This window comes from Ralstonia sp. UBA689 (assembly GCF_002298975.1).
Classification (GTDB): domain Bacteria; phylum Pseudomonadota; class Gammaproteobacteria; order Burkholderiales; family Burkholderiaceae; genus Ralstonia.
On record NZ_DBMV01000008.1, the window covers coordinates 1 to 20,327 of the forward strand.

Sequence of the window (20,327 nt, forward strand, 5' to 3'; positions counted from 1 at the left end):
TGGCGTCGTTTCGCAAGCGACGAGTGCGCTCGGTGGCGCGGCAGCCGGTGGCAACCCGCTGGCCCCGATCACCAGTGCGCTTGCCAATGGCCCCGCGACGCTGCATAGCATCCCGGTCCTTGGCAGCGCACTGTCGCAAGGCGCCAACTCGTTGGGCGGCGCGTCTCTGAGCGCCGATGCGCATGTGTCCCTGATGGTCAAGCACTAACCGTATCGACGCGCACCCACTTTCCGATCCGCGAGGGCTGGAAAGTGGGTGATCGAGCAGGTCACAGGCGCGACATACGTCAGCGCCCTGGCACCCCACCTTGAATCGACAGATGCAAAAGAAGAACCTTGTCCACACTACGGTGCCTGGGTTGTTCTCAGCCGAATCGACCAGGTGACGTTTTCACAGCTCACACCCTGCTCAATCTAGCGTGGTCACCCCATCCTGATGACTCAGGTGCTGCAGCACGGGGTCATCCGTGTGGGCCGCGACGATATTCATTCCGGCAGGGAAATAGCGGTATCCCAGTTCGTCGAGCACACCTTTGATCGCTGCCTGATCGGATTTGATGATCTCGATCACCAGTACAGGCTTGAGCGTGCGCAGCGTGTTTCGGGCTCCGTACAGTACGTCGAGTTCCATCCCTTCGACGTCAAGCTTGAAGAGATCGGCACGATCGAGCCCAAGCGAATCGATGGTGAGCATCGGCACGCTCGCCCCGTGTGCCGGGTCATACGAAATGCGCTGCCCGATATCTTCGGTATTGCCTTGCTGGCGCAATTCAAGGCTGCCAAAGCTGGCGTGCGCGAAATAGTCCGGCTGCGGAACGATCAATTCGCCGTTGTGCTTGCCCAGTGCGGCCAGCTTTGCGCGTGCATTCAGGCAATTGTTGAGGGTAATGTTGCCCGCCAGCGCATAGAAGACGATCTCCTGCGCTTCAAAACTGAGCACGCGCCCCCAGCCGTGCATGTGACGCGCCCATTCGACCGTATGCACGCCGATGTTGGCACCGCCATCGATCGCAACAACGCCATCGCCAAAATACTCCCGCCGCCGGTTGAGCAGCGCAAGCGCAAAGGCAATTTCATTCGCGTCGTAGCTCGACTGTTGCAGGATCTGATGCCCGACACCGTAGGCGCCGCCGGAGGCGGCAACGTTGTAGTCGTTGCGATTGACGATCATCATGCCGTGATTCGAAGCCGCGAGTATGAATGCGATGGGGCGATGGGGAAATGACATGAAGCAGTGAGCCCTTTCAGGTGGAAGGTTCCGATGGTCCAACGACACGGACATGAGGTACGGAAAGCGTGAGACCGCACGCCGCTTGTCGTGCCCCTCTGATGGCTGAGGGGCTTGAGATAGGCATGCGTGCGTACCCTTTTCGTACGGCAGGTTCAGCGTGGAAGCATCATGTCATGCCGCCTGCCGATTCCACCATCAGGATTTGCGATATCAACGCCGTGATGCCTGTCACAACCGCGTGATGGCACGCGCAGGCTCTTCCACCGGTACAGATGGACCGGCCCCCACACTCCGAGAAGCGTGGGGGCCGTCAACAGTCTGAACCGCCGGCTGGCGGCGGATCGGCTCTCAACTCAGGCTCAAGGCGCCTGCGTAAAGTCAAACGCGTTGGTCAGATCGCCCGTGGCCGAGCGGAAACCCGCGAGCGGCTTCAGGTTGAAGCGCTTGGTGATGAATTTCAGGATCGACGCCGTATCGTAGTAAGTGTGGTCGACGTAGCCCTTCCTCGCGTACGGCGAGATCACGACGGCGGGAATCCGCGAGCCGGGGCCCCAGCGGTCACCAGTGGGCGGCGCAACATGGTCAAAGAAGCCGCCGAACTCGTCGGTCGTCACGACGATTGCCATATGCCCCCATTGCGGGCTCTTCTGCAGCGTGCTGATCACGTTGGCCAGGTCGGCATCGGCGCTTTGCACGTCGGAGTAACCAGGGTGGGCATTCAGGTTGCCAGCGGGCTTGTAGAACGACACCGCGGGCAAGGTGCCGTTGGCGGCATCGGCCAGCAGGTTGGTGGCGTCCTGCAGGTGGTTTGCACGCTCGGCCTGCCCCTGGGCGGTGGTCGGGTCGAAGCGCGTGTAGTAGTTGAACGGCTGATGATGCGGCTCGAAATCCGGCTGGCCCGCGTTTTCTGTCCAGATCAGCTTGTAGTTCTTGCTGTCGCGCACGGTCAGGCCTTCGACCAGCGCGTTGTTCCATTGGCCCGCATACCACTTCCAGTTGACGCCTGCAGCGGTGAGCGTGTCGCCGATGGTCGTGAACTTGGTGGAATCAATCGGGGGCAGCACGGCGGAGCCTTCGTAGGCATCGCCAGCGGGGTTGGCCAGACGCACGTCCTGGCCCGGCGCAGAAGGCGCTGCGCTCGGCTGATACGGCGGCAGGATGGTGTTGACCGCGTAACCGTCGGGCGTGACCGAACCATCGTGCACAAACTTGACCGCGCCCTTGTTGGCGTTGGTGGGCGAGGTCGGGTCGATCGTCAACGCCTTGCCGGTGGCGTCTACGGTTGCGATCTCGCTGGCCGGTGCGTTGGGGTAGGTCGGGGCGCACGCGCAGACCAGATATTGGTGGTTCAGGAACGAGCCGCCAAACGCACCCTGGAAGAAGTTGTCAGCCAGCGTGTATTGCTGGGCGAGCTTGTACAGGCTCAGGCCCGAACCGTCGTAGTAGCCCATGACGTAACCGCCACGGTTGGAGTACGCCGCAAACATGTTGTTGGCGCCGCCGTTGATCTGCATCTGGTTTTGATAGAACCGATGCACGAGATCCGGCCCGACCACGCTCATGGTGCTGTTGACGGGCGCCGCATCCAGACGGAAAGGCGCATTGGGCAAGCTGCTGACCTTGCCCAACGAAGGATCGGTCTCGCTGCCCCAGACGGAGGGCAGGGTCGTGAGCAGGGTCTTGCCGTCGAAATCGACCTGCGCGTTGGCCGCCGTGACATTGCCGATGCCGTTTGCCCCGGGGAAGTTGCCAAACAGGTTGTCGAACGAACGGTTTTCCAGATAGATGACCACCACGTTCTGGACTTTGTTGATATCGCTTGCGGCAGCGGGCGTGGCGACGGGCGCGTCATTGCCGGAGCCGTTGCAGCCGGCAAGGGAGACCAGCATGACCGACGCAGCGAAGATGCTGCGCACGGCCAAGGCAATGGGAATAGGTTGCAGGGTTTTCTTTTCCATTGATTCAGCTCGGTTATTTTTAAATTTAGGCTCGATGAGATGCAGGGCCACCGCCTCCCCCAAACAACCTTGTAGCGAACGAATTGGTAGCGGCGGCGAGGTTATGCGCCGGTTGTGACAGGTTCATCGCAAGACCCAGAAGCTGCGTTCAGAGGGCACGCGCTCGTGTTGCGGCTAATGTCATCGACGTGAAACAAATGCATGCCGTGCTGCGTGGCGCGAAGCGACGCAAGGCAGAGATGGCAGCCTGTGAATGCTGCTGAAGTGCTTGTGGAATTGTTGGGCTGGCCGAACGGCTGCCTGATGGCGCCCCCGCCCGTGCCCGGGGTCGCGTACTGCTTACTGCTGTTTTTCTTATTTCTTGTCGTTCGCGCTCTCCAGCACGCGCAGGATTTCCCATCGGTATAGATCGACCAGCACCCCCTCAAGCGTGGTCAGCAGGTACGCGCCAATCGCATCCAGAAACCCGGCCTGATATTCGGCGGGCTTGTCCTGGATGTTGATCTGGTATTCCCAGCGCAGCGATTTGGGCTCGAAGTGCCGATGCAGCTTCAGGCCCGACTGCGTGCGGCGCAGAAAGTCTCGCCCGGCCAGGGCGCCTTTCAGATAGCTGCGGTTGGTTTGTAGGCTCATCGGGCACCTCCGGACGGAGGATGTTGCGCGATGCAGACCGGAGAAATTGCGGGGCAATGCCCGCGTGCGGTGGGTACTGCTTGGGTCGGTTGATCCATTGTCTTGCCCTCTGGTTGAGTAGGGAGCCACCCACCTGTGAGGGTGGGCGGGCACACGACAAGGTCTGCAATACCGACGAGATAACAAGACGGCAGGGCCGGAGCCCTCCCTGCCGGGCCCGCCCGTAGGGCGAACGACAGCAGCGGAGGAAACTTGAGAAGTTTCTCCGGTTATCTCGATCGGGATTGCAGTCCCGGCTACGTTTTTTGCGCAGCGAGGGGGAGTTTAGCGAACTCCAGACGAGTGCCGCAAGTTCAACACCTCGAGCGGCGTCACTGTGAAGGACCACATGACCCAAAATCTGCGTCAACGCAAGTATTGGACACCAGCCAATTTCATCAAACCGCGCTATTTTTGATTTTGAAGCAGCCGTCTCCTATCGAAATCCTCATTCAGTCCGTACTCCTGCCTTCAGCCCTCCTTCATGAATTGAAGGCGCGCGAAAGGAAAAGAGGACGAGATGGCACTCGTGCGCAACTCTTCCCCAAACTCGAACAAGTGGCAGCAGAAAGACTAGTACAAAGTGAAAGTACTGTACTGTATCCGCGCAGCGTCTACGACTCGTTGCCTAGAAATATACTGATCAAGTTGCGCAGCAATATCCGAAACGCGACCTGGGTCGATCTCTGAAATCTCAGAGAGTTTCCCATCCCCCAGAGAATTAAAGGATGTTCCAATTCTGAGCCCCGCACCTTTTGTTAAAAGCCATCTATCATGAATGACGTGCTTTTCAGGGTTTTCTACGTACGCCGGAGCTATGATTTCGGTTTCCGGAGGAGATTGATCACTCTGGGCGCGCCACTCCCTAAGAAATGGCTCCTCGCTTAACTCATTCTGCTTGATTAGCTGCGGCTTACTTGCAATTATCTTTATCCTGCATTCAGGAGCATTGGCTAGACAAAGTCGCAAGAAAGATATGTCTTTTGTGGAGAAATATGGATCACAGTAAACAATCTCCTCCTCAGCATTTGTCTGCAGCCAATTCTCAATAAATTGTAAAGCTGCGGCACGTTCGCGGCGCCTGACCAGAAATCCCTCATCGTTTACTTCCTCGCGAACGTCCGCCCCGCGTCCGGCAACGCGACGTAAAATTGCTTCCGTAAGTTCTGTTGACAGCAGAAGTGCCTCACATAGTGGCTCCAACTGTGACTTGACGTCATTTATCTGGACGTACTTACGCTCCATATTGGTGATATGCCACGACAAAACTGGATAAGCCTGGTAGAGAGTTCCAGAGGCAGCCATCGTTACGTACTGTGTCATCACGTCGATAGGCTTCACCTCCAATCGTCCGGCTTCTAGCGCAGCTAGGTTTTTCCAAGCAGCTGTTGGCAACAAATCGATATCGCAACTTGCTGCGTCTTTCAATTGTTTGGCATTCGCCATGCTCCGTTTGGCTTTCGCCAACGCCACGGCCTTCTTTGCGTCAGATTTCAGCTGTGCCCGCGCAGGATCATCGTCAACCAACTCAATTAGCTCATCCGCGAATCCGGGATCGATTTGATCTGCAATGTCGATAAGCTCACGCCTGTGGTTGGCAATTCTGGCCTGATTTTCGAGGCCGAGCGATAGCTTCATAGCAATTTTCAAACACTCTTTTGCTGCTGCAACGGCATCGCTGGCGTGCAGTTTTTCCGCGTAGTCTTGCAAATGTGATAAGCGATCAACAGGGGACGGAATTTTATTGATTTCCTCGATCGATCTATCAAGCAATTGCTTTCTGTGATTACCAGAATATTTACTAGGAAGTGCGGCCCCGAGCATAAGGTAGATGTATCCGCGATCCGCTGCATTCGGAACATTTTCTGCTTGTTTTATCAATGACTCCCAGCTTGACCATTGCACATCCCTCAAAGAGTAGGCCAAAGCTGTAGACACAATCCTATAACCCTCATGCTGGATGTTCTTCTTGTCCGGCATCTTACTGGCTGCAATAGATGCCAGCCTTGCTGACCAATCAGCCTTCTGTGTTGCCGTAAATTTAGTTCTATTTGACTTATCATTTACCGATTCGACCAGATTATTCATAACAGTAAATATGATCGAATCCGTTCTCATATTCTCAAGCAAATCAATCACATCGTAAACATCTTCAGGCCTAAGCTTTGTTTGATCGAACCTACCGTTGTTATCAGGCTCCTGTCCCGCCAAATGCCGCATCTTCAGCATAGCAGCGTTATGCAAAGCAGCGTCGGCATCCGCATCAGGTAACTCCTTCAGCAGATCGAGTGCTAGCCGCTGGTGCGCGGAACAAATGGATGGAAATGCGATAAGCACAGCTGCCCGCCCCACAGCCGGATGTGCGCTGCGTGCCTGTTCCAAAAGCGGTCGCAACTGCTCAGTCACTACTTTCTTTGTCAAATCATCCCGATCGACACACCATAGCCGCTCAGCAAATTCATTTAGCACCCGTACTTTCCGCAGAATTCCCGGAAGGCGCTCCACAAGAGCATCATGACGGCTCAACTTGTCGTCATCCAGGGTCCGTACACGTGCAAGCGATGCCATCGATCTACCAACTAGGGACAAACAAAGTTCAAACAACTGCGCTTTGGATTCGCTCGCAAACGGAGTTTCCGCGCTCACCCTGAGTCCATCAGCGTAATATTTTTCGGCTAATTCAACGTCAACATCGGCAAGCGCCTCTGCCGCCCTGAAATTTAGTTTCGCCTCTTCCAATCCGGAGGCAATACGTTGAAGAGCCTCTTTAGTTCTTTCAACAAAAAGACCCTTGTCATATTCGCAACCTGCGGCGCTGGAAGATTTAAACATCCAGCAATCCCAACGATTCAATTGATATCCACGCTGCAAATATCGACGAAAACTATCAAGGTGAGCCACCCAGCCAGACTTCTCTGGATTTGCATCTAGATAGCTCAACAAACTTTCGGTAGCTCGCGAGCGTGAATCCTCGCTACTAATAGAAGACAGTGCAGTTTCGATAGCACTATGCAATTTATGCGAGTACGGCTGCGTTACAAAAATTTCAGCGACAGTCTGATAAGCCACATCGCGTCTGCTCTCGACATTCAGACGCTTCGCAAGTACAAGAGCGTTCTGGCAGTCATCCGCAGCGAGCACTTTCAGCAAAGGAAGTACCGTACCTATATGATCTGCAGTATCTCTGAGGACATGATCTAAGAGTTGATTGAGCTCACATCTGATCACAGCACGAAAGCCATCGGCGTTCTCAAGCTCTCCATCCCTATCTATTTTGGCGAGAATCCCCAGCATAACCGCAAGGCATTCCATCTGTGTTTCTGGAGCCTTGATATCCATGGCTGCATAGCAAGCTTCTCTGATCCGATCTCGCGCCGCAGCTCTGTCATATTGATATTCACCTGCGGCGAGACGCATTTGCAGCATGGTCATATCTCGAGATTGAGCTGCTTTCCCTACTAAGCCAAGCTGACTCTGAATCCGAGTTACGAGCGTTTTCAGTCGACCATGATCCTTTATGGGAAACAGAAGTGGTGAGCACAACTCAGCCAGATCCTTCGCGCGCGGTGTATATTCTGCTTCCTTTATTATGATATCGAGACCAAGCTCCACTAGGTCCAAAATCCGAGGGTCTTTGCGCTTCATGTTGACAACTGATCGCAAGAAGTGAATCTGGCGAGCAGCTGGCATTTTCGAAAGAATATTTATCAACTCTGATGAGTCGAGCTTTTCCGCTATCAACTCGAATGAATGTGCGATCTGTTGCAGAGCCTCGTCAGATATACGCTGCCTAGCCTTATCCTCAATCTTCGCCTTGTTCTTTATTTTTGCTAATGATGCGGAAAGAGAAAGCTCAGCGAATGCCGCATCTTTAGCGGCAGCAGTTGCCCCCTTTACCGCGGACTCAATGATCCCAATAGCACTATCCGGATCAAACATCAGCACATCAGCGGCGATATTGACCGCTTTATCACCTAGCGCGCTGAAGTCAACCTCATCAATTAAACGATTTATGTATGAGAGCAACTCAGGCTCCAGCGTCCCATTCCTCTCCGTCAGGCGACGGGCAAAAGCACTTAACAGGCGCAGCCGATCCTCTTTAGTCGCCTCTGTGTTTGCAAGTGCCATTGCAGCATTTGTTTTTCCGAGTGCGACGAGAGCTTTGACCCTTGAAGATGAACCTTCTGCAGAAGTAGCACTAGAGAATATTGATTTATGAAGTGAAAATTTGAAAACCTCTTGGGTTCTCTGCAACGCATAAGCACTCTTCGCAGCCATCTCCGCTTGATTCATCAAGGCAGAGAACGACTGAGTAGTTTCCAATAGATCGCCGTAATGCTCTTTAGAGAGCAACTCGAAAAGAGCCTCTTGTCTATTTAGTGTTTCCAAATATGTCGGCAAAAATCTCAGCGCCGCTTCGCTTTTTGGATGACTCTCAAAGAACTTAAGCTGACTCTCTAACGCGTTTCGCTTCTGTTGCTCGAGATTCTTGCAGGCGAACTGCCTATGCGTCTCCGAAATGAATTCGACGTGGCCAGCTGAAGATATACGAAGGAAATGACATTTCTCAATTAGATGCTCGAGGACGCCCAAATCCACTTGACCTATTTCACAAAGATCAGAGAGCGTTTGTGCAACCTTGGAAAAAGCAACGTTGGCAACTAGTAATCGCTGATCTTCGCTTAAGCTCTTCAGCGAATCAAACTCCAATTTGACGAACTCAAGATATTTAGTTGGATCCTTCTCCAATATCTCAGATAGAGGCGTCCCTCCGATCAGAAGACGACGCACAACTGCAAGGCGGCCTGGGCTTCCGCCCTTGCATAATTCGTAAACCCTCTCGCAGTCTGCCTCACCAATCCCTGTTTCAGCCAGGAATTTTTTGCACTCATCCAAACTAAATTTTAAAAGCCCGTAGTACCTTGATCTGACACTAGCGTGAACATATTCACCAAGCCCGGACTGAAGGCCAGCGACAATAAATCTACATTTTCGGACACCCGTAGGAAGCAATTCAGAAAACACTTGCCCTATAACTGATCGGTCCTCGACTGGGATCTGATGAAGACCGTCCACAACAAAGTAGAGCTCCTTTCCCTTATCTTTCCTAGATAATTTGATGACTAGATCTTGATATTCACTACCTGTCAGCCGGTCCTTGCGAAGAGCCTCGCCGTAGACGTACCAATGGAATTGCTCAGCCAGCGAGAGTCGAAGATAATCCAAGCTATACGTCAATTTGCTAGCTGGCTTGATAAACAGAGAAAAAGTTTGATCCGGATAAGATCTGCAAAACTGGGCCAATGTGCAAGTCGCCCCATCTCCAGGCTCACCCTCAATGAATAAAACCGGTGCGTCCGCGTTGAGGACCTCCACAATCGACCTAAGCAGATGTGGTCTCTCAATTAGGGGCGAAGGAGTTTCCGGGAAATCCGCTACAAAATTCCAGTTTTCGACAATATCTACCTTGCTTTCTGTCATAGCATCACCCCCAAACGATTTCTTAATCCACAACAATCAAATATTTATCTTTACAATCAGCGATTTTGCTTTAATTACTGATAAAATCATTTTCGGCAATCAAGATGCAGAATTTCTTCTAAATTTTTTTCAACACCCACTTAGGAATATCAATTTTTCCGATTTGAGGCGCTACCGCATATTCAACGCCGTCGATTGCGCGCGATGATTACCGTCGCCCTCATGCCACCAACCTCCCACAAGCCTCCCCCACCCTGACTGCAAACTCGGAATCCCGATCCGCCGTCATCACCAGCTCATTCATCGCCCGCGTCATCCCCACATACAGCACGCGCGCCTGTTCATTGGCGTCGTGGCTATCAAGCGGCAATCGCCCCAGGCCGGGAATCGCCACCACCGGAAACTCCAGCCCCTTGCTGCCGTGTAGCGTGAGCACATTCACGCTGTCGTTGTCGTGCTTGCTCAAGCCAGCGCTGGCGGGAACCTTGGCCGCCGCCAGATGGCGGACCACTTCTTCCCTCTGCGCCTTGAGGTAAGTGAGCACCGCCATATCGCGCCACGGCGTGCCGGCTTCGTTGGCCGCGCGCAGGCGGTCGGCCACGTAATCCAGTTCGGCCTTGAAGGTGGGCAGGCGAACAAACTCCGGCGCCTTGCCATGCCGCCCCGCCGTTTGCGGCGGGATGAGCGGCGCGCCGTCTTCTTCCGCCTCTTCGGCGGTCAGCAGGTCGTTGGCAAACGCATAGGCCACGGCCAGCACTTCGGCGCTGTTGCGGTAGTTGAGCTTGAGGATGGTGGTGCGCCCGCGCGCCTGAATGCCGACGCTGGAAAAACTGAACTTGAGCTTGCGAGACTTCTGATAGATGTCTTGCGCGCTGTCGTACATGACGAGCACGGAGTTGGTTTCCGGGTCCACCATCTGCACGACGAGCCGCAGCCATGCGGGGTCGAAGTCGTGGCCTTCATCGATCAATAGCGCGCTGTATTGCCCGGCTGGCACTTGGCCCCGGTTCACGCCGTCGATCACGTTTTGCGCCAGCGCTGCAAAGTCTTCATCGCGCCACAGGGCTGCAGGCTTGTCGAGTTGGTAGGTCGTTGCCATGTCCGAGCACCAACTATGGAAGGTGCGCACATGCACCTTTTGCGACAGCCCTTTGTGCTCCATCCACCCGGTCAGCTTTTGCGCGAGCGCACGGTTAAAGCACAGCACAAGCACGGGCTTGGCGGACGCTTGCGCGAGGTATTCGGCGCGGTAGCCGAGGATCATCGTCTTGCCGGAGCCGGCCACGCCGTGGATGACGCGGTGCCCATCACCCAGGCTGCGGGCAAGTTGCTCCTGCTGCAAATCCATGACGCGGATGAGATCGGGAATGGCGGGCCGGGCGCCTTGCTCGGCCGGTTCGTCATCCGCCTCGAACAGGCTGCCTTGCCGGCTAACGATGCGCACATCGGGAAAGAGGTGCCAGCGGATGCGGTCGATCTGCGGCAGTTCAAGCAGGCAGCGGAAGGGCTGGGTGAACATGTCCCACAGCCGTTGCTGAAAGGCTTCAGCGTCGGCCGATTCGGTCATCTCGTCTTTGCAGATGACGAGGCGGCCGGGCATGACGTCTTGCATGCCGGAGGTTTCAAACTCCTGGCGCGAGATATTGGGCAGCACCAGCCCGTGGCCGTACGGCATGCACAGCTTGCCGGCGTATTTGCTAGTGGCGGGCTCGACCAGCAGCGGATCGCGCTTGAGCATGTCGACAGTGGTCGTAATGAAATCCCGCGATTTGAGCAGCGGGTTCACATCCTTCTTGAGCTGCCCCTCAAATTCCACGTCCACCAGTTGCGGGTCGAGCCGAATAATGCTGCTGATTTTCCAGTCCTTGACCTCCAGCGCCAGCAAACCCCGGCGCGGGTTCAAGATCAGGAAATCCGGCCGCCTGCGCATAATGCCGACCGTCACGTCGTACCAGCACAGATAATCGTCCTCAAGAAACGCTTCGAGCCGACGGGCAAAGCGTTTCTCGCCCGAGGTCATGCGCCCCAGGCAGCTATTCAGGCTGGGGATGAGTGTTGCCATACCGCCCCTTAAACATTTTGGATTAGGCGCTTTCTCCGATAATCCGACTCAAATTGCGGCGCCCGTTTTTTATAGCAAAACAGCATAGGCGATTGACCCGGATTGCGCTGCCCCCGTTGGTGGGGTTTTTTTGAGATTGACTGATCTGCGGTTGATAAAGATCGAAGCCGGGCGCCAGATTTATATTTAGCGCATATCTGAATTAAAAATACGGAATTACAGAATTCACCTTTTGGGGAGGCAGCCGGGCGCACCTCTTCCTAAGATCGCGTGCAATTTCCGTCGGCCGCCATCAGCGGCCGGCGGTGGCGCTTACTGTCTCCCCAAGAGGAAGTCATGACGCAGTTGTCCCTGCACGGGCTGGTGTCTGCCGCCCACTCCATCCACGCGCCCCCACGCTCTGCGCAAGCTGATAGCGCAATTCACGAGCAGGCATGTCTTTGCACGAGTTACCTCACCGGAAACCAGTCCGCCGTGAACTGCTGGGTCAAACGCGGTTACGGTCATGACTGAACGGACATTGGGGCCATGGAATGTGGCGATCCTGCTGATTTCCGCCAGCTACGGCATCGGCTTTGTGTTTGGTACAGGTGAACTGGCGCGAACGATTGGCATGGCGTCGAGCCTCTATGCGGCGGCCACCGGCATCGGCATGGTGTTTCTTGCTGCGGTGGCGGGCACGTTCTGGCGGCTGGGTGCGCCGGTATGGGGCCTTTTCCGAGAAAAGCATCGTGCGCTGGAAGCGGGCGTGGCGTTGTTGTCGTCGGTGTGGCTACTGGGGATTTTTTCCGTACAACTGCAAGGTGCAGCGGCGGTGCTGGGCCTGAACTTTGGCCTTGCGCCGGCATGGCAGCACACGATTGCCGGTGCGCTGGTGTGGCTGCTGGGCCGGCTGCGCCCCGGCCGGATGGGCGCCGTTTTCACGGTGTTCCTTGCCGCCGCATCGGCATCTCTTGTGGTGGTGATCGTCTTGAACGGCGGCATTGGGTTGTATGCCCGCTCGTGGGCCATGGTGGCGACAGATGCAGCACGTTATCTGTCGCCAACGGATATCGGCGTCACCGTGGTGAGCACGATTGCGCTGGTGATACTGGGGGCGGACTACCAGCAGTTCGTCATCCTTGCGCGCTCACGGCAAGCTGCGGTGATGGGGTGTGTGCTGGCGGGAGTGGCCGTCATGCTGATCAGCACGCTGCCGTCCACAGCGGTATTGGCGGCCATGCAGTCTGGTCATCTGGCACCGGCCTTGGCTGCTAAGGAGACGATTCCATTTCTGGTGGTAGAGCCCTTCGGGGGCCGCCATGGCGCTATTGGCCAGGGCATTCTGTGCGTGCTGTTGCTGGCGGCGCTCGGCTCCGGCGCCGCCGTTGCCATGGCGGCGGCGCACGCCACACGGCAAGCGCTGTCGTGGAAGCGCGTGCCGGACAGCGTTGTTTCATTGGCAGTGGTGCTCGGCGGCATTGCCATTGCGCAGATCGGCACAAGCATGGTCGGGCTGATCGTGTCCATCAACACGCTGTTCCTCACAACGGTGGCGGTGCCTCTGGCTGCCACGCTCGTTGGTTACGGCAGCGGACGCGGTTGCGCATGGGCCATGGCTGCAGGCTTCACCAGCGCACTGGCGGCGCTCTGCCTGCAACCGCTGCTGGGCTGGCATGCGGGGGCGTGGCTCAGCGCAGCCGCAGGCATCGCGTGTGGGGGCATGGTGCTGGCAGGTGTCACGCTGTACGAGTCGCGGCGCGCAATTACGTCGATTGCCTGACCCCTGAAGCATGGGCAATACCCCAGCGCAGGGCGACACGGTACGATTGCCGGCTGATCGCCCATCCAAATCCACAAGATGCGAATCGCCGCCCTCTCCGATATTCACGGCAACTTGGCCGCGCTCAATGCGGTGCTGGAAGACATCCGCAGCCAAGGCGTCGATTTGATCGTGAACCTTGGCGATATTGCCTCCGGCCCGCTGCAACCCAGCGAGACCGTCGACCAGTTAATGGCACTTAACCTGCCAACCATTCGCGGCAATCACGAAAGGCAGCTTCTGGAAGAGGATCGATCGCGCATGGGGCTGTCGGATCAATACGCATTTGATGAGTTGCGGCCAGACCAGCTTGCGTGGTTTGCGAGCCTGCCGGCACGCCGTTACGTTGAAGACGATGTGCTGCTCGTGCATGGGTCTGCAGAGAGCGACCTGACCTACTTTATGGAAACGCTCTGGGAAGAGGGATGCCGCGCGGCCACACATGATGAAGGCCTCTCGCGTCACGCGAGTAGCAGCGCGGCTGCGTACTGTCAGATGTTATTGCTTCTTTCGGAACGCAGTCGCGAGGCTGGCCAGGAGCAGCAGGGCTGCATCAACCGGGTCAAATGCGCCCCCTCCTCCCCCGCTGCCAGCAACACTTTTAGCGGTATCCACCGCGGCATTGCTTGGTAGTGCAGCTTGCGCTTGTGCCACTGCCCCTGCCATATCGAGTAACCCCGCACCGCATTGCCCGGCATAGGCGGCACAATAGCTGCCCGCCGGATGGGGGCGTGCCGACTGCTTCAAGGCGCTCACGATTTGCGCGTTCGACAGCCTTGGTTGTATCGAGAGCATCAGCGCAACCGTGCCAGCCACCTCGGGCGCTGCGAAGCTGGTACCTGCTCCGGTGGAATCCATGGGCATGCCAGGGCCCATTTGCCCTGCGTTGGATTCCGTCAAGATGACGGAAGGCGAGCCGGTGCAATTGCCACGGCTGTCCGCCTTGGATTTCGGGCACCCGCCACCCGGCGCGCTCAATGCCACCTGCGGCCCCACATTGGCGTAGCTCGCGATCTCGCCGCTGTCGGTGTGGGCGGTGACGGCGATAACGCCGTTGCAGTTTGCAGGCGCTTGGACCTGGCCGGCTTGATTGCCCGCTGCCGCCACCACAGTGACCCCTGCCGCCGTCAATTGGTCGACGGCATCCTGCTCCGCTGCCGTACAGTTTCCGTCGGCGCCCACGCTCATATTGATGACTCGCGCCGGGTTGGCATTGGCCGGCACCCCCGGCACCGAAAACCCGCCCGCCCAGAGCATCCCGTCCACCACGTCAGACATCAGGCCTCCGCATTTGCCCACGGCACGCACTGGCACGATCTGCGTGTTCCAGCTCACACCGGCCATGCCTAGACCATTGTTGGTGTCGGCGGCCAGCACGCTCATGACCTGGGTGCCGTGCCAGCTACTGGGCCTGGCGGTGCAGTCGCCGCCAAGCGACGCGGCTTCCGTGCTGGTCACGCCGTCACCAAGGTCGTGCGCATCCGCGTCGCGGCCATCGCCGTCACCGGAGCGCATGGGATCAGAGATGAAGTTATAGCCCGGGAGGATCTTCCTCGATAAGTCCGGATGGTCGGTATAGCCCGTATCCACCACCGCGACCACGACGCTGGCGGCGCCCTTGGAGACGTCCCATGCTGCGGGCGCATTCGCCCCACCCGACACATACTGCGAGCCCTGCAAGTTGTTCTGATTGGGAAAACGGGGGTCGTTGGGCGTGGCCAGCAGCGTCATCTGCTGGTCCGGTACGGCATAGGCCACGCACCCGTCCAGCGCGACGCTGGCAGCAACAGCTAAGATGGCATCCGCTTCAACCAGGCCTGTCTGCAGCAATTGCAACCCACCCGACATCACACGCTTGAGCTGAAGGCTGGCGCCAAGACTCTGGACCAACTGAATCGTGCTGCTGGCCAGGTTGCAGGTTAATGACGATGTTTGCGTGCCTGCACCACTGCGCCACTTGATGATCAGATCGCCTGTGTATTGGGTCGCTGCGGCTGCAGGCGTGACGTGGAGCAGCAGTCCGGCAATGACACAGAAGCACAGCCGAAACGTATGGCGCGCGCGCGCAATGACGGCCGACTGGAGGATTGGTCTGATGAATTGCATAGCCCCTCCTAACCGAGGCAACTCCCCATCTCATTCGCTTTGTCGCGATCCCGAAGCACGTCGGTATGACTGCGACAGGTTTGACAAAACCATGCCGCTCGCCACGACCTTGCCCGGCGCATCCGTGCATTGATTCAGCCTATCTGAGATCACCGCCACTGAATGCAAACGATCCTGAAGCGAAACCCCTCCGGCCGAGGGGCTTTCGCGTAAACCCGCGTTTTCGATCAATGACTTACGGAAGAGGCTTGTAAGCAATGCGTGCCGTGGGTTCACTGACGTCTTTTCAGCCGCAGAACGCGAAAAAGGCACTGAGTGTTGAAGAGGCTTTTGGTCATCCGGCGGACCTGCGCCGCCACCCGCCGCTGTTTGGGTGTACTGCCCAATACCACCAATACCGTTCACGCCGGTTGTGATGCCAGTATCGAAGGAACGCCCCCTACCGATGCTGCGTTGTGTTGCTGGATTGCTGGCTCGACGGCCCTGACAGGCGAGGGCGACGGAAGGCTTCTCAACGTGGCGGGCGGCAGATCAAGTTGATCTTCCAAAACGCATTTAGGTAGGAGGCTGCAAATGCAAACATGCCGGCCGCTTTGTCACTCAACAAACTTATAATGACGCCCGGCCGAGCAGGCCCGAGCCGCCGCATCCGGTTGGGCACGCACAAGACTTGCCCCGCACATGCGATTGGCTCGTCCGGCAACACACTGCCCGGCCAAGCCCTTTTTCCCGACACCATGCTCAACCGCTTCCGTCAGCTATCCGTCTCATGCGCAGCCGCAATCCTTCTGTCGGCGTGCGGCTTGGGTTCGACACCCACGCCGCTCTACCAGCAGGAGCAGTTTGACGCGACGGCCAGCCCCTACGCGCGCACGTTCCACGCCAAGTCTGAGGCAACGTGCGAGGCCGCACGCCGCGCACTGCTGAGCCAGGGGTATGTGTCAAGCTCGCCGCGCGCAGACACGATCGACGGCAGCAAGAATTTCCAGCCGAGCAATGATTCGCACGTGGTGATCGCCTTCCATGTGGTCTGTGCCGATGCCAATGCAGACGGCACGTCGAGCACGGCCTATGTGAACGCGGTGCAAGACCGCTACTCGCTCAAGAAGACGAGCACGTCGGCCAGCGTGGGCTTGAGCGTGCTGGGTTCGCTGTCGCTGCCGATCGGCTCGGGTGACGATTCGATGGTGAAGGTGGCGAGCGAGACGATTCCGGCAGGCGTGTTTTACGAGCGCTATTTCAATCTGGTGGAGCACTTCCTGAAGGTGGACCCGGTGCGGCGCGACCGCGCCACCGTCAAGGCCGCAGAGAAGGAACACGTGGCGCCGCTGCCCGAGCCCGCACCCACGCAGCAGGGCGAGCCGATGAAGATGACGACGCCCGTGGTGCCGACACCGCCCGCGCCGCCTGTGGCGGTGGAACCGCCCACGGTGGTGCCTGCGTCGGCTCCGGTTGCTGTCCCGGCCTCGGCCCCGTTAGCACCAGCACCTGCTGCGGCACCTGCATCCGCGCCTGCAGCCACGTCGCCCGCACCGTCGCCTACGCCTGAAAAGCTGCCACCAAGTTAAATATGCAGTTGGACGGCTGTGCGCTTTCTTGCTGCACAGCTTTGATGGACGGTCCGCACGACGTCTACCTTTTGAAGTAAAGGTTGGAGAATAAAAAGATGGACACGTCCGAGCTGTTTTATCACGCCACAATGCAGGCAATGGAGTTACGCCGCATCCACAACGGGCAACGCCTGTGGGATGCGACTGGCGGTGTCGTGCAGCATGGCCTGCTGACCGGCTACTACCTTGGTGATCGTGCAACCTGGCGGACCGCAGACAATGGGGCCAAGCTGCTGGGCCTCTATGAGCAAGAGGTTTGCGATCTGATTGCCCGCATCAAGGGCAACCGCAGCACGCTGGTAGATCTTGGCGCTGCCGACGGTTTTTACGGCGTGGGCCTGATTGCGACAAACCACTTCCAGCAATCGTATTGCTACGAGGTGGTGCCCGAGAGCCGGGAGAACCTAAAGCAGATTGCCGAGCAAGCTGGCGTTGGTGATCGTGTCCATATCTTCGGTGAGGCGACGAGCAACTTTACGGCTGAACTGACGGCGGCGGGCGTTCAGTTTTCCGATGCCGTCGTGCTTTGCGACATTGAGGGATATGAATTCCAGGTGCTGACCCGCAACTGCCTGGCAGACATGAAGGATGCCCACATCATCATTGAGGTGCACGACTTCTGCGTTGTTGATGGCTCGGGGCCGCAGCAACTGCGTGAATTGATTGAGCGTGCGGGCGAGTTCTTCCATATCCATGAATACAAGGCCGGTGCGCGCGATCTGTCCAGCATCCCGCTCATTGCAGACCACTGGAACGACAACGACCGTTGGCTGCTGTGCTCAGAAGGCCGTGCAAAGCTGATGAGCTGGCTGCACTTCGAGCCCAAGGGCTAAGAAGCTGTTGCGAAATTACCCATAGGGCCTGTTGACTTCTTCGGGCGGGTTTTGACTTCCTGTCTTGTTTTGCCTGACAGGAAGCGATACCCAGAGAACTGATAGACGACGAACTGTAGTCACTCATCGAACCGTTGCTGCCAGCACGAGCGCCGCGCAGCCGCCGATATGCGGGGCGCAAGCCGACGCCGGACCGCGCGGTGTTGACAGGCATCGTGTTTGTGCTGCGCTCAGGCATCGCCTGGAATCTGCTACCGCAAGAGATGAGCTGCGGCTCGGGCACTGCTTGCTGGCGACGACTGGTTGCGTGGCAAGAGGCTGGCGTCTGCCAACGCATGCACGAGACACTGCTTGCGGAATTGCGCCGTCGCGGCCAACTCAACATGGCGCGCGCCATTGTCGACAGTTCTTCGGTTCGCGCCATGTTGGCGGGAAAAAAACTGGCCCGAACCCAACGGACCGGCGCGAATCGCAACGACATCACGCAGCTCGATGCGCTGGTCGAGGCGATTTCCCCCATTCGCGGAAAGCGCGGACGTCCCCTCTTTCAATTCCGCAAACAGGTTTCGTTTCATCGCTCACTCCTTGCGCTGATTTCCTGCGTCGATTCCACGGCCGTGACCGAGATGCTACGCGCACCAAACAGCCAATCAGCCAATCAGCCAGCCAGCGGCGCATGGCGCGCCATCAATCTCCATCCCACGCGTCACCCGCCCCGCCCCCAAGTTGCCGGGTGCGGGCGAACACCCCAGGCGTGACCTGGAAGCGCGCCTGAAACACGGCAATGAAGGCTGACACCGACGCATAGCCCAGCCGTTCGGCCACCAGGCCTACGGCCGTGCCGGCTTCCAGCAAAGGCAGCGCTGCGAGCAGGCGCAACCCCTGCCGCCATTCAATGAATGACAACCCGGTGTCATGCCGGAACAGGCGCGAAAGCGTGCGGCGGGTGGCGCCCACCTGCTGGCCCCAATCGTCCAGACTGCGCGGGTCGCCAGGGTCTGCGTGCAAGGCGCGGGCGATCTTGTGCAGGCGGGCATCGCGCGGCATCGGCACCGAGAGGGGCGCGGCGCGCAGGCGCCGGATGCGGTCGACGATCAGGCACACCAGGGCGCCGTCGGGGCCGCTCATGTCGTAGTTGACCGGTAGCTCGGCGGTTGCGGCCACCAGCTCGCGCAGCAGCGGTGTCACGCACAACATGTCGCCCGCGCGCGGGGCATGGGCGCCAAACGCGGCCGGGTCGAGATACAGGCTGTGGAAAGCAACGCACTCCCGCGTGGAGACCGCGTGCGGCATGTCGGGCGGAATCCACATGGCGTAGTGCGGCGGCAGCAGGTGGCGGCCCAGCGGGGTATCGATCTCGATCACGCCGGCGGTGGCGTAGGTGAACTGTGCCCAGGGGTGGCTGTGCGCCTCCACCCAACCGTTGCCCGGAATCTCGAAGGCCCGCACAAACAACGGCCGCGGCAGCACGGCCATGGGCGGCACTACGTAGACGTTGCGGGCTTGTCCTGCGAGCAGCATAAGGCGTCCTCCGCGCGCAATCGCGCGTGCGGCGCGGATGATACCGTGGCGCCTCCTTCACTGGTCACCAATCGTTCCCATTCCATGAGCACGCACGCCTCCGTCACCCGCCACACCGTCACCGCCCTGCGCACGCGCAAAGGTGCGGGCAGCCTGGTCTCGCTCACTGCCTACTCCACCCCCATGGCCCGCCTGGTCGACGCGCATGCCGATGTGATCATCGTCGGCGATTCACTGGGCATGGTCGTGTACGGCATGCCGAGCACGCTGGGTGTGACGCTGGACATGATGATTGCGCATGGGGCGGCGGTGGTGCGCGGGGCGGCACAGGCCTGCGTGGTGGTCGACTTGCCGTTTGGGACGTATCAGGAATCGCCCGCGCAGGCGTTCCGCAACGCGGCGCGCCTGCTGAGCGAGACCGGCGCGCAGGCGGTCAAGCTGGAAGGCGGCGTGGAGATGGCCGACACCATCCGCTTCCTGACCGAGCGCGGTGTGCCGGTCATGGCTCACATCGGGCTGATGCCGCAGCAGGCCAACGCCACGGGCGGCTTCAAGGCGCAAGGGCTGGAGGCACGCTCGGCCGCGCGCATCTTCGAAGCCGCGCAGGCGGTGGAACAGGCCGGCGCGTTCTCGGTCGTTATCGAAGGCACCGCCGAGGCCTTGGCGCGGCACATCACGGAAACGCTCACGATCCCGACCATCGGCATCGGCGCCTCCGCCGCGTGCGACGGCCAGGTGCTGGTGACCGAAGACATGGTGGGCGGCTTCGACGCTTACACGCCGCGCTTCGTCAAACGTTATGCCGACATCAACGCCGTCATGCGCGAGGCCGTTGCGCAGTACGCCGACGAAGTGCGGCGGGGCACCTTCCCGCAGGCGCAGCACTGTTTCGGGTATGGCAAGCCGCTGCAGTTGACGGCGGCCTGATGCGCGTCTGACGGCCACGGAATATCGCTTAGGCAGCAAGCGCCGCTGAATAGGCCAGTTCCAAGCCCAATAACGAAGATCGCCTTGATACTTGCCTTGTCAGCAAGTACGGCGCCTTGCACGCA

Annotated in this window: 11 protein-coding genes and 3 pseudogenes; 7 read left to right on the forward strand and 7 right to left on the reverse strand. The window is 58.3% G+C overall.

Translation table 11 applies throughout. The features are described 5' to 3' along the window. Positions 1-208 (forward strand): annotated as a pseudogene (locus B4F51_RS03470) (hypothetical protein); the annotation flags it as partial. A 201-nt stretch (positions 209-409) separates the two neighbouring features. Here B4F51_RS03470 and B4F51_RS03475 read toward each other — a convergent pair. From B4F51_RS03475 to B4F51_RS03495, 5 genes are all read right to left on the reverse strand, one after another. Further along, a complete protein-coding gene (locus B4F51_RS03475; protein ID WP_296223786.1) occupies positions 410-1,228 on the reverse strand; it encodes an FkbM family methyltransferase in 819 nt (272 codons plus the stop codon). Positions 1,229-1,590: 362 nt separating this feature from the next. Then, on the reverse strand, positions 1,591-3,189 hold the full coding sequence (gene acpA / locus B4F51_RS03480) for an acid phosphatase (protein ID WP_296223697.1): 1,599 nt from the start codon (positions 3,187-3,189) through the stop codon (positions 1,591-1,593). A 354-nt stretch (positions 3,190-3,543) separates the two neighbouring features. Further along, positions 3,544-3,822: a hypothetical protein gene (locus tag B4F51_RS03485; RefSeq protein WP_296223698.1), complete on the reverse strand. Its 279-nt coding sequence runs from the start codon at positions 3,820-3,822 to the stop codon at positions 3,544-3,546. A gap of 612 nt (positions 3,823-4,434) precedes the next feature. Further along, the gene (locus tag B4F51_RS03490; RefSeq protein WP_296223699.1) at positions 4,435-9,342 is read right to left on the reverse strand and encodes a hypothetical protein; all 4,908 of its coding nucleotides are present in this window, start codon (positions 9,340-9,342) and stop codon (positions 4,435-4,437) included. Positions 9,343-9,562: 220 nt separating this feature from the next. Then, positions 9,563-11,404 (reverse strand): DEAD/DEAH box helicase, encoded by a 1,842-nt coding sequence (locus tag B4F51_RS03495; protein WP_296223700.1) that lies wholly within the window; start codon positions 11,402-11,404, stop codon positions 9,563-9,565. Between the two features lie 505 nt (positions 11,405-11,909). Here B4F51_RS03495 and B4F51_RS03500 point away from each other — a divergent pair. Together B4F51_RS03500 and B4F51_RS03505 are read left to right on the forward strand one after the other, a co-directional pair. Then, on the forward strand, positions 11,910-13,166 hold the full coding sequence (locus tag B4F51_RS03500) for a hypothetical protein (protein ID WP_296223701.1): 1,257 nt from the start codon (positions 11,910-11,912) through the stop codon (positions 13,164-13,166). A gap of 78 nt (positions 13,167-13,244) precedes the next feature. Then, on the forward strand, positions 13,245-13,838 hold the full coding sequence (locus B4F51_RS03505) for a metallophosphoesterase family protein (RefSeq protein WP_414706665.1): 594 nt from the start codon (positions 13,245-13,247) through the stop codon (positions 13,836-13,838). 111 nt (positions 13,839-13,949) lie between these two features. On the opposite strand, the pseudogene B4F51_RS03510 reads toward B4F51_RS03505, so the two are convergent. Next, positions 13,950-15,311: pseudogene (locus B4F51_RS03510) on the reverse strand (S8 family peptidase); the annotation flags it as partial. A 737-nt stretch (positions 15,312-16,048) separates the two neighbouring features. On the opposite strand from B4F51_RS03510, the gene B4F51_RS03515 reads away from it, so the two are divergent. The 3 genes and pseudogenes from B4F51_RS03515 to B4F51_RS03525 all read left to right on the forward strand — a co-directional run. Then, positions 16,049-16,879 (forward strand): DUF2242 domain-containing protein, encoded by an 831-nt coding sequence (locus tag B4F51_RS03515; RefSeq protein ID WP_296223787.1) that lies wholly within the window; start codon positions 16,049-16,051, stop codon positions 16,877-16,879. 98 nt (positions 16,880-16,977) lie between these two features. Then, positions 16,978-17,754 carry a hypothetical protein gene (locus B4F51_RS03520; RefSeq protein WP_296223703.1) on the forward strand — a complete coding sequence of 259 codons (777 nt, stop codon included), beginning with the start codon at positions 16,978-16,980 and terminating at the stop codon, positions 17,752-17,754. 125 nt (positions 17,755-17,879) lie between these two features. Further along, positions 17,880-18,299: pseudogene (locus B4F51_RS03525) on the forward strand (transposase); the annotation flags it as partial. A 142-nt stretch (positions 18,300-18,441) separates the two neighbouring features. On the opposite strand, the gene B4F51_RS03530 reads toward B4F51_RS03525, so the two are convergent. Next, entirely contained in the window at positions 18,442-19,275 is an 834-nt protein-coding gene (locus tag B4F51_RS03530) for a helix-turn-helix domain-containing protein (RefSeq protein WP_296223704.1), read from the reverse strand. 84 nt (positions 19,276-19,359) lie between these two features. Between B4F51_RS03530 and panB the strand changes: the two genes are divergently transcribed. Further along, on the forward strand, positions 19,360-20,202 hold the full coding sequence (gene panB / locus B4F51_RS03535; protein WP_296223705.1) for a 3-methyl-2-oxobutanoate hydroxymethyltransferase: 843 nt from the start codon (positions 19,360-19,362) through the stop codon (positions 20,200-20,202). Positions 20,203-20,327 lie beyond the last annotated feature (125 nt).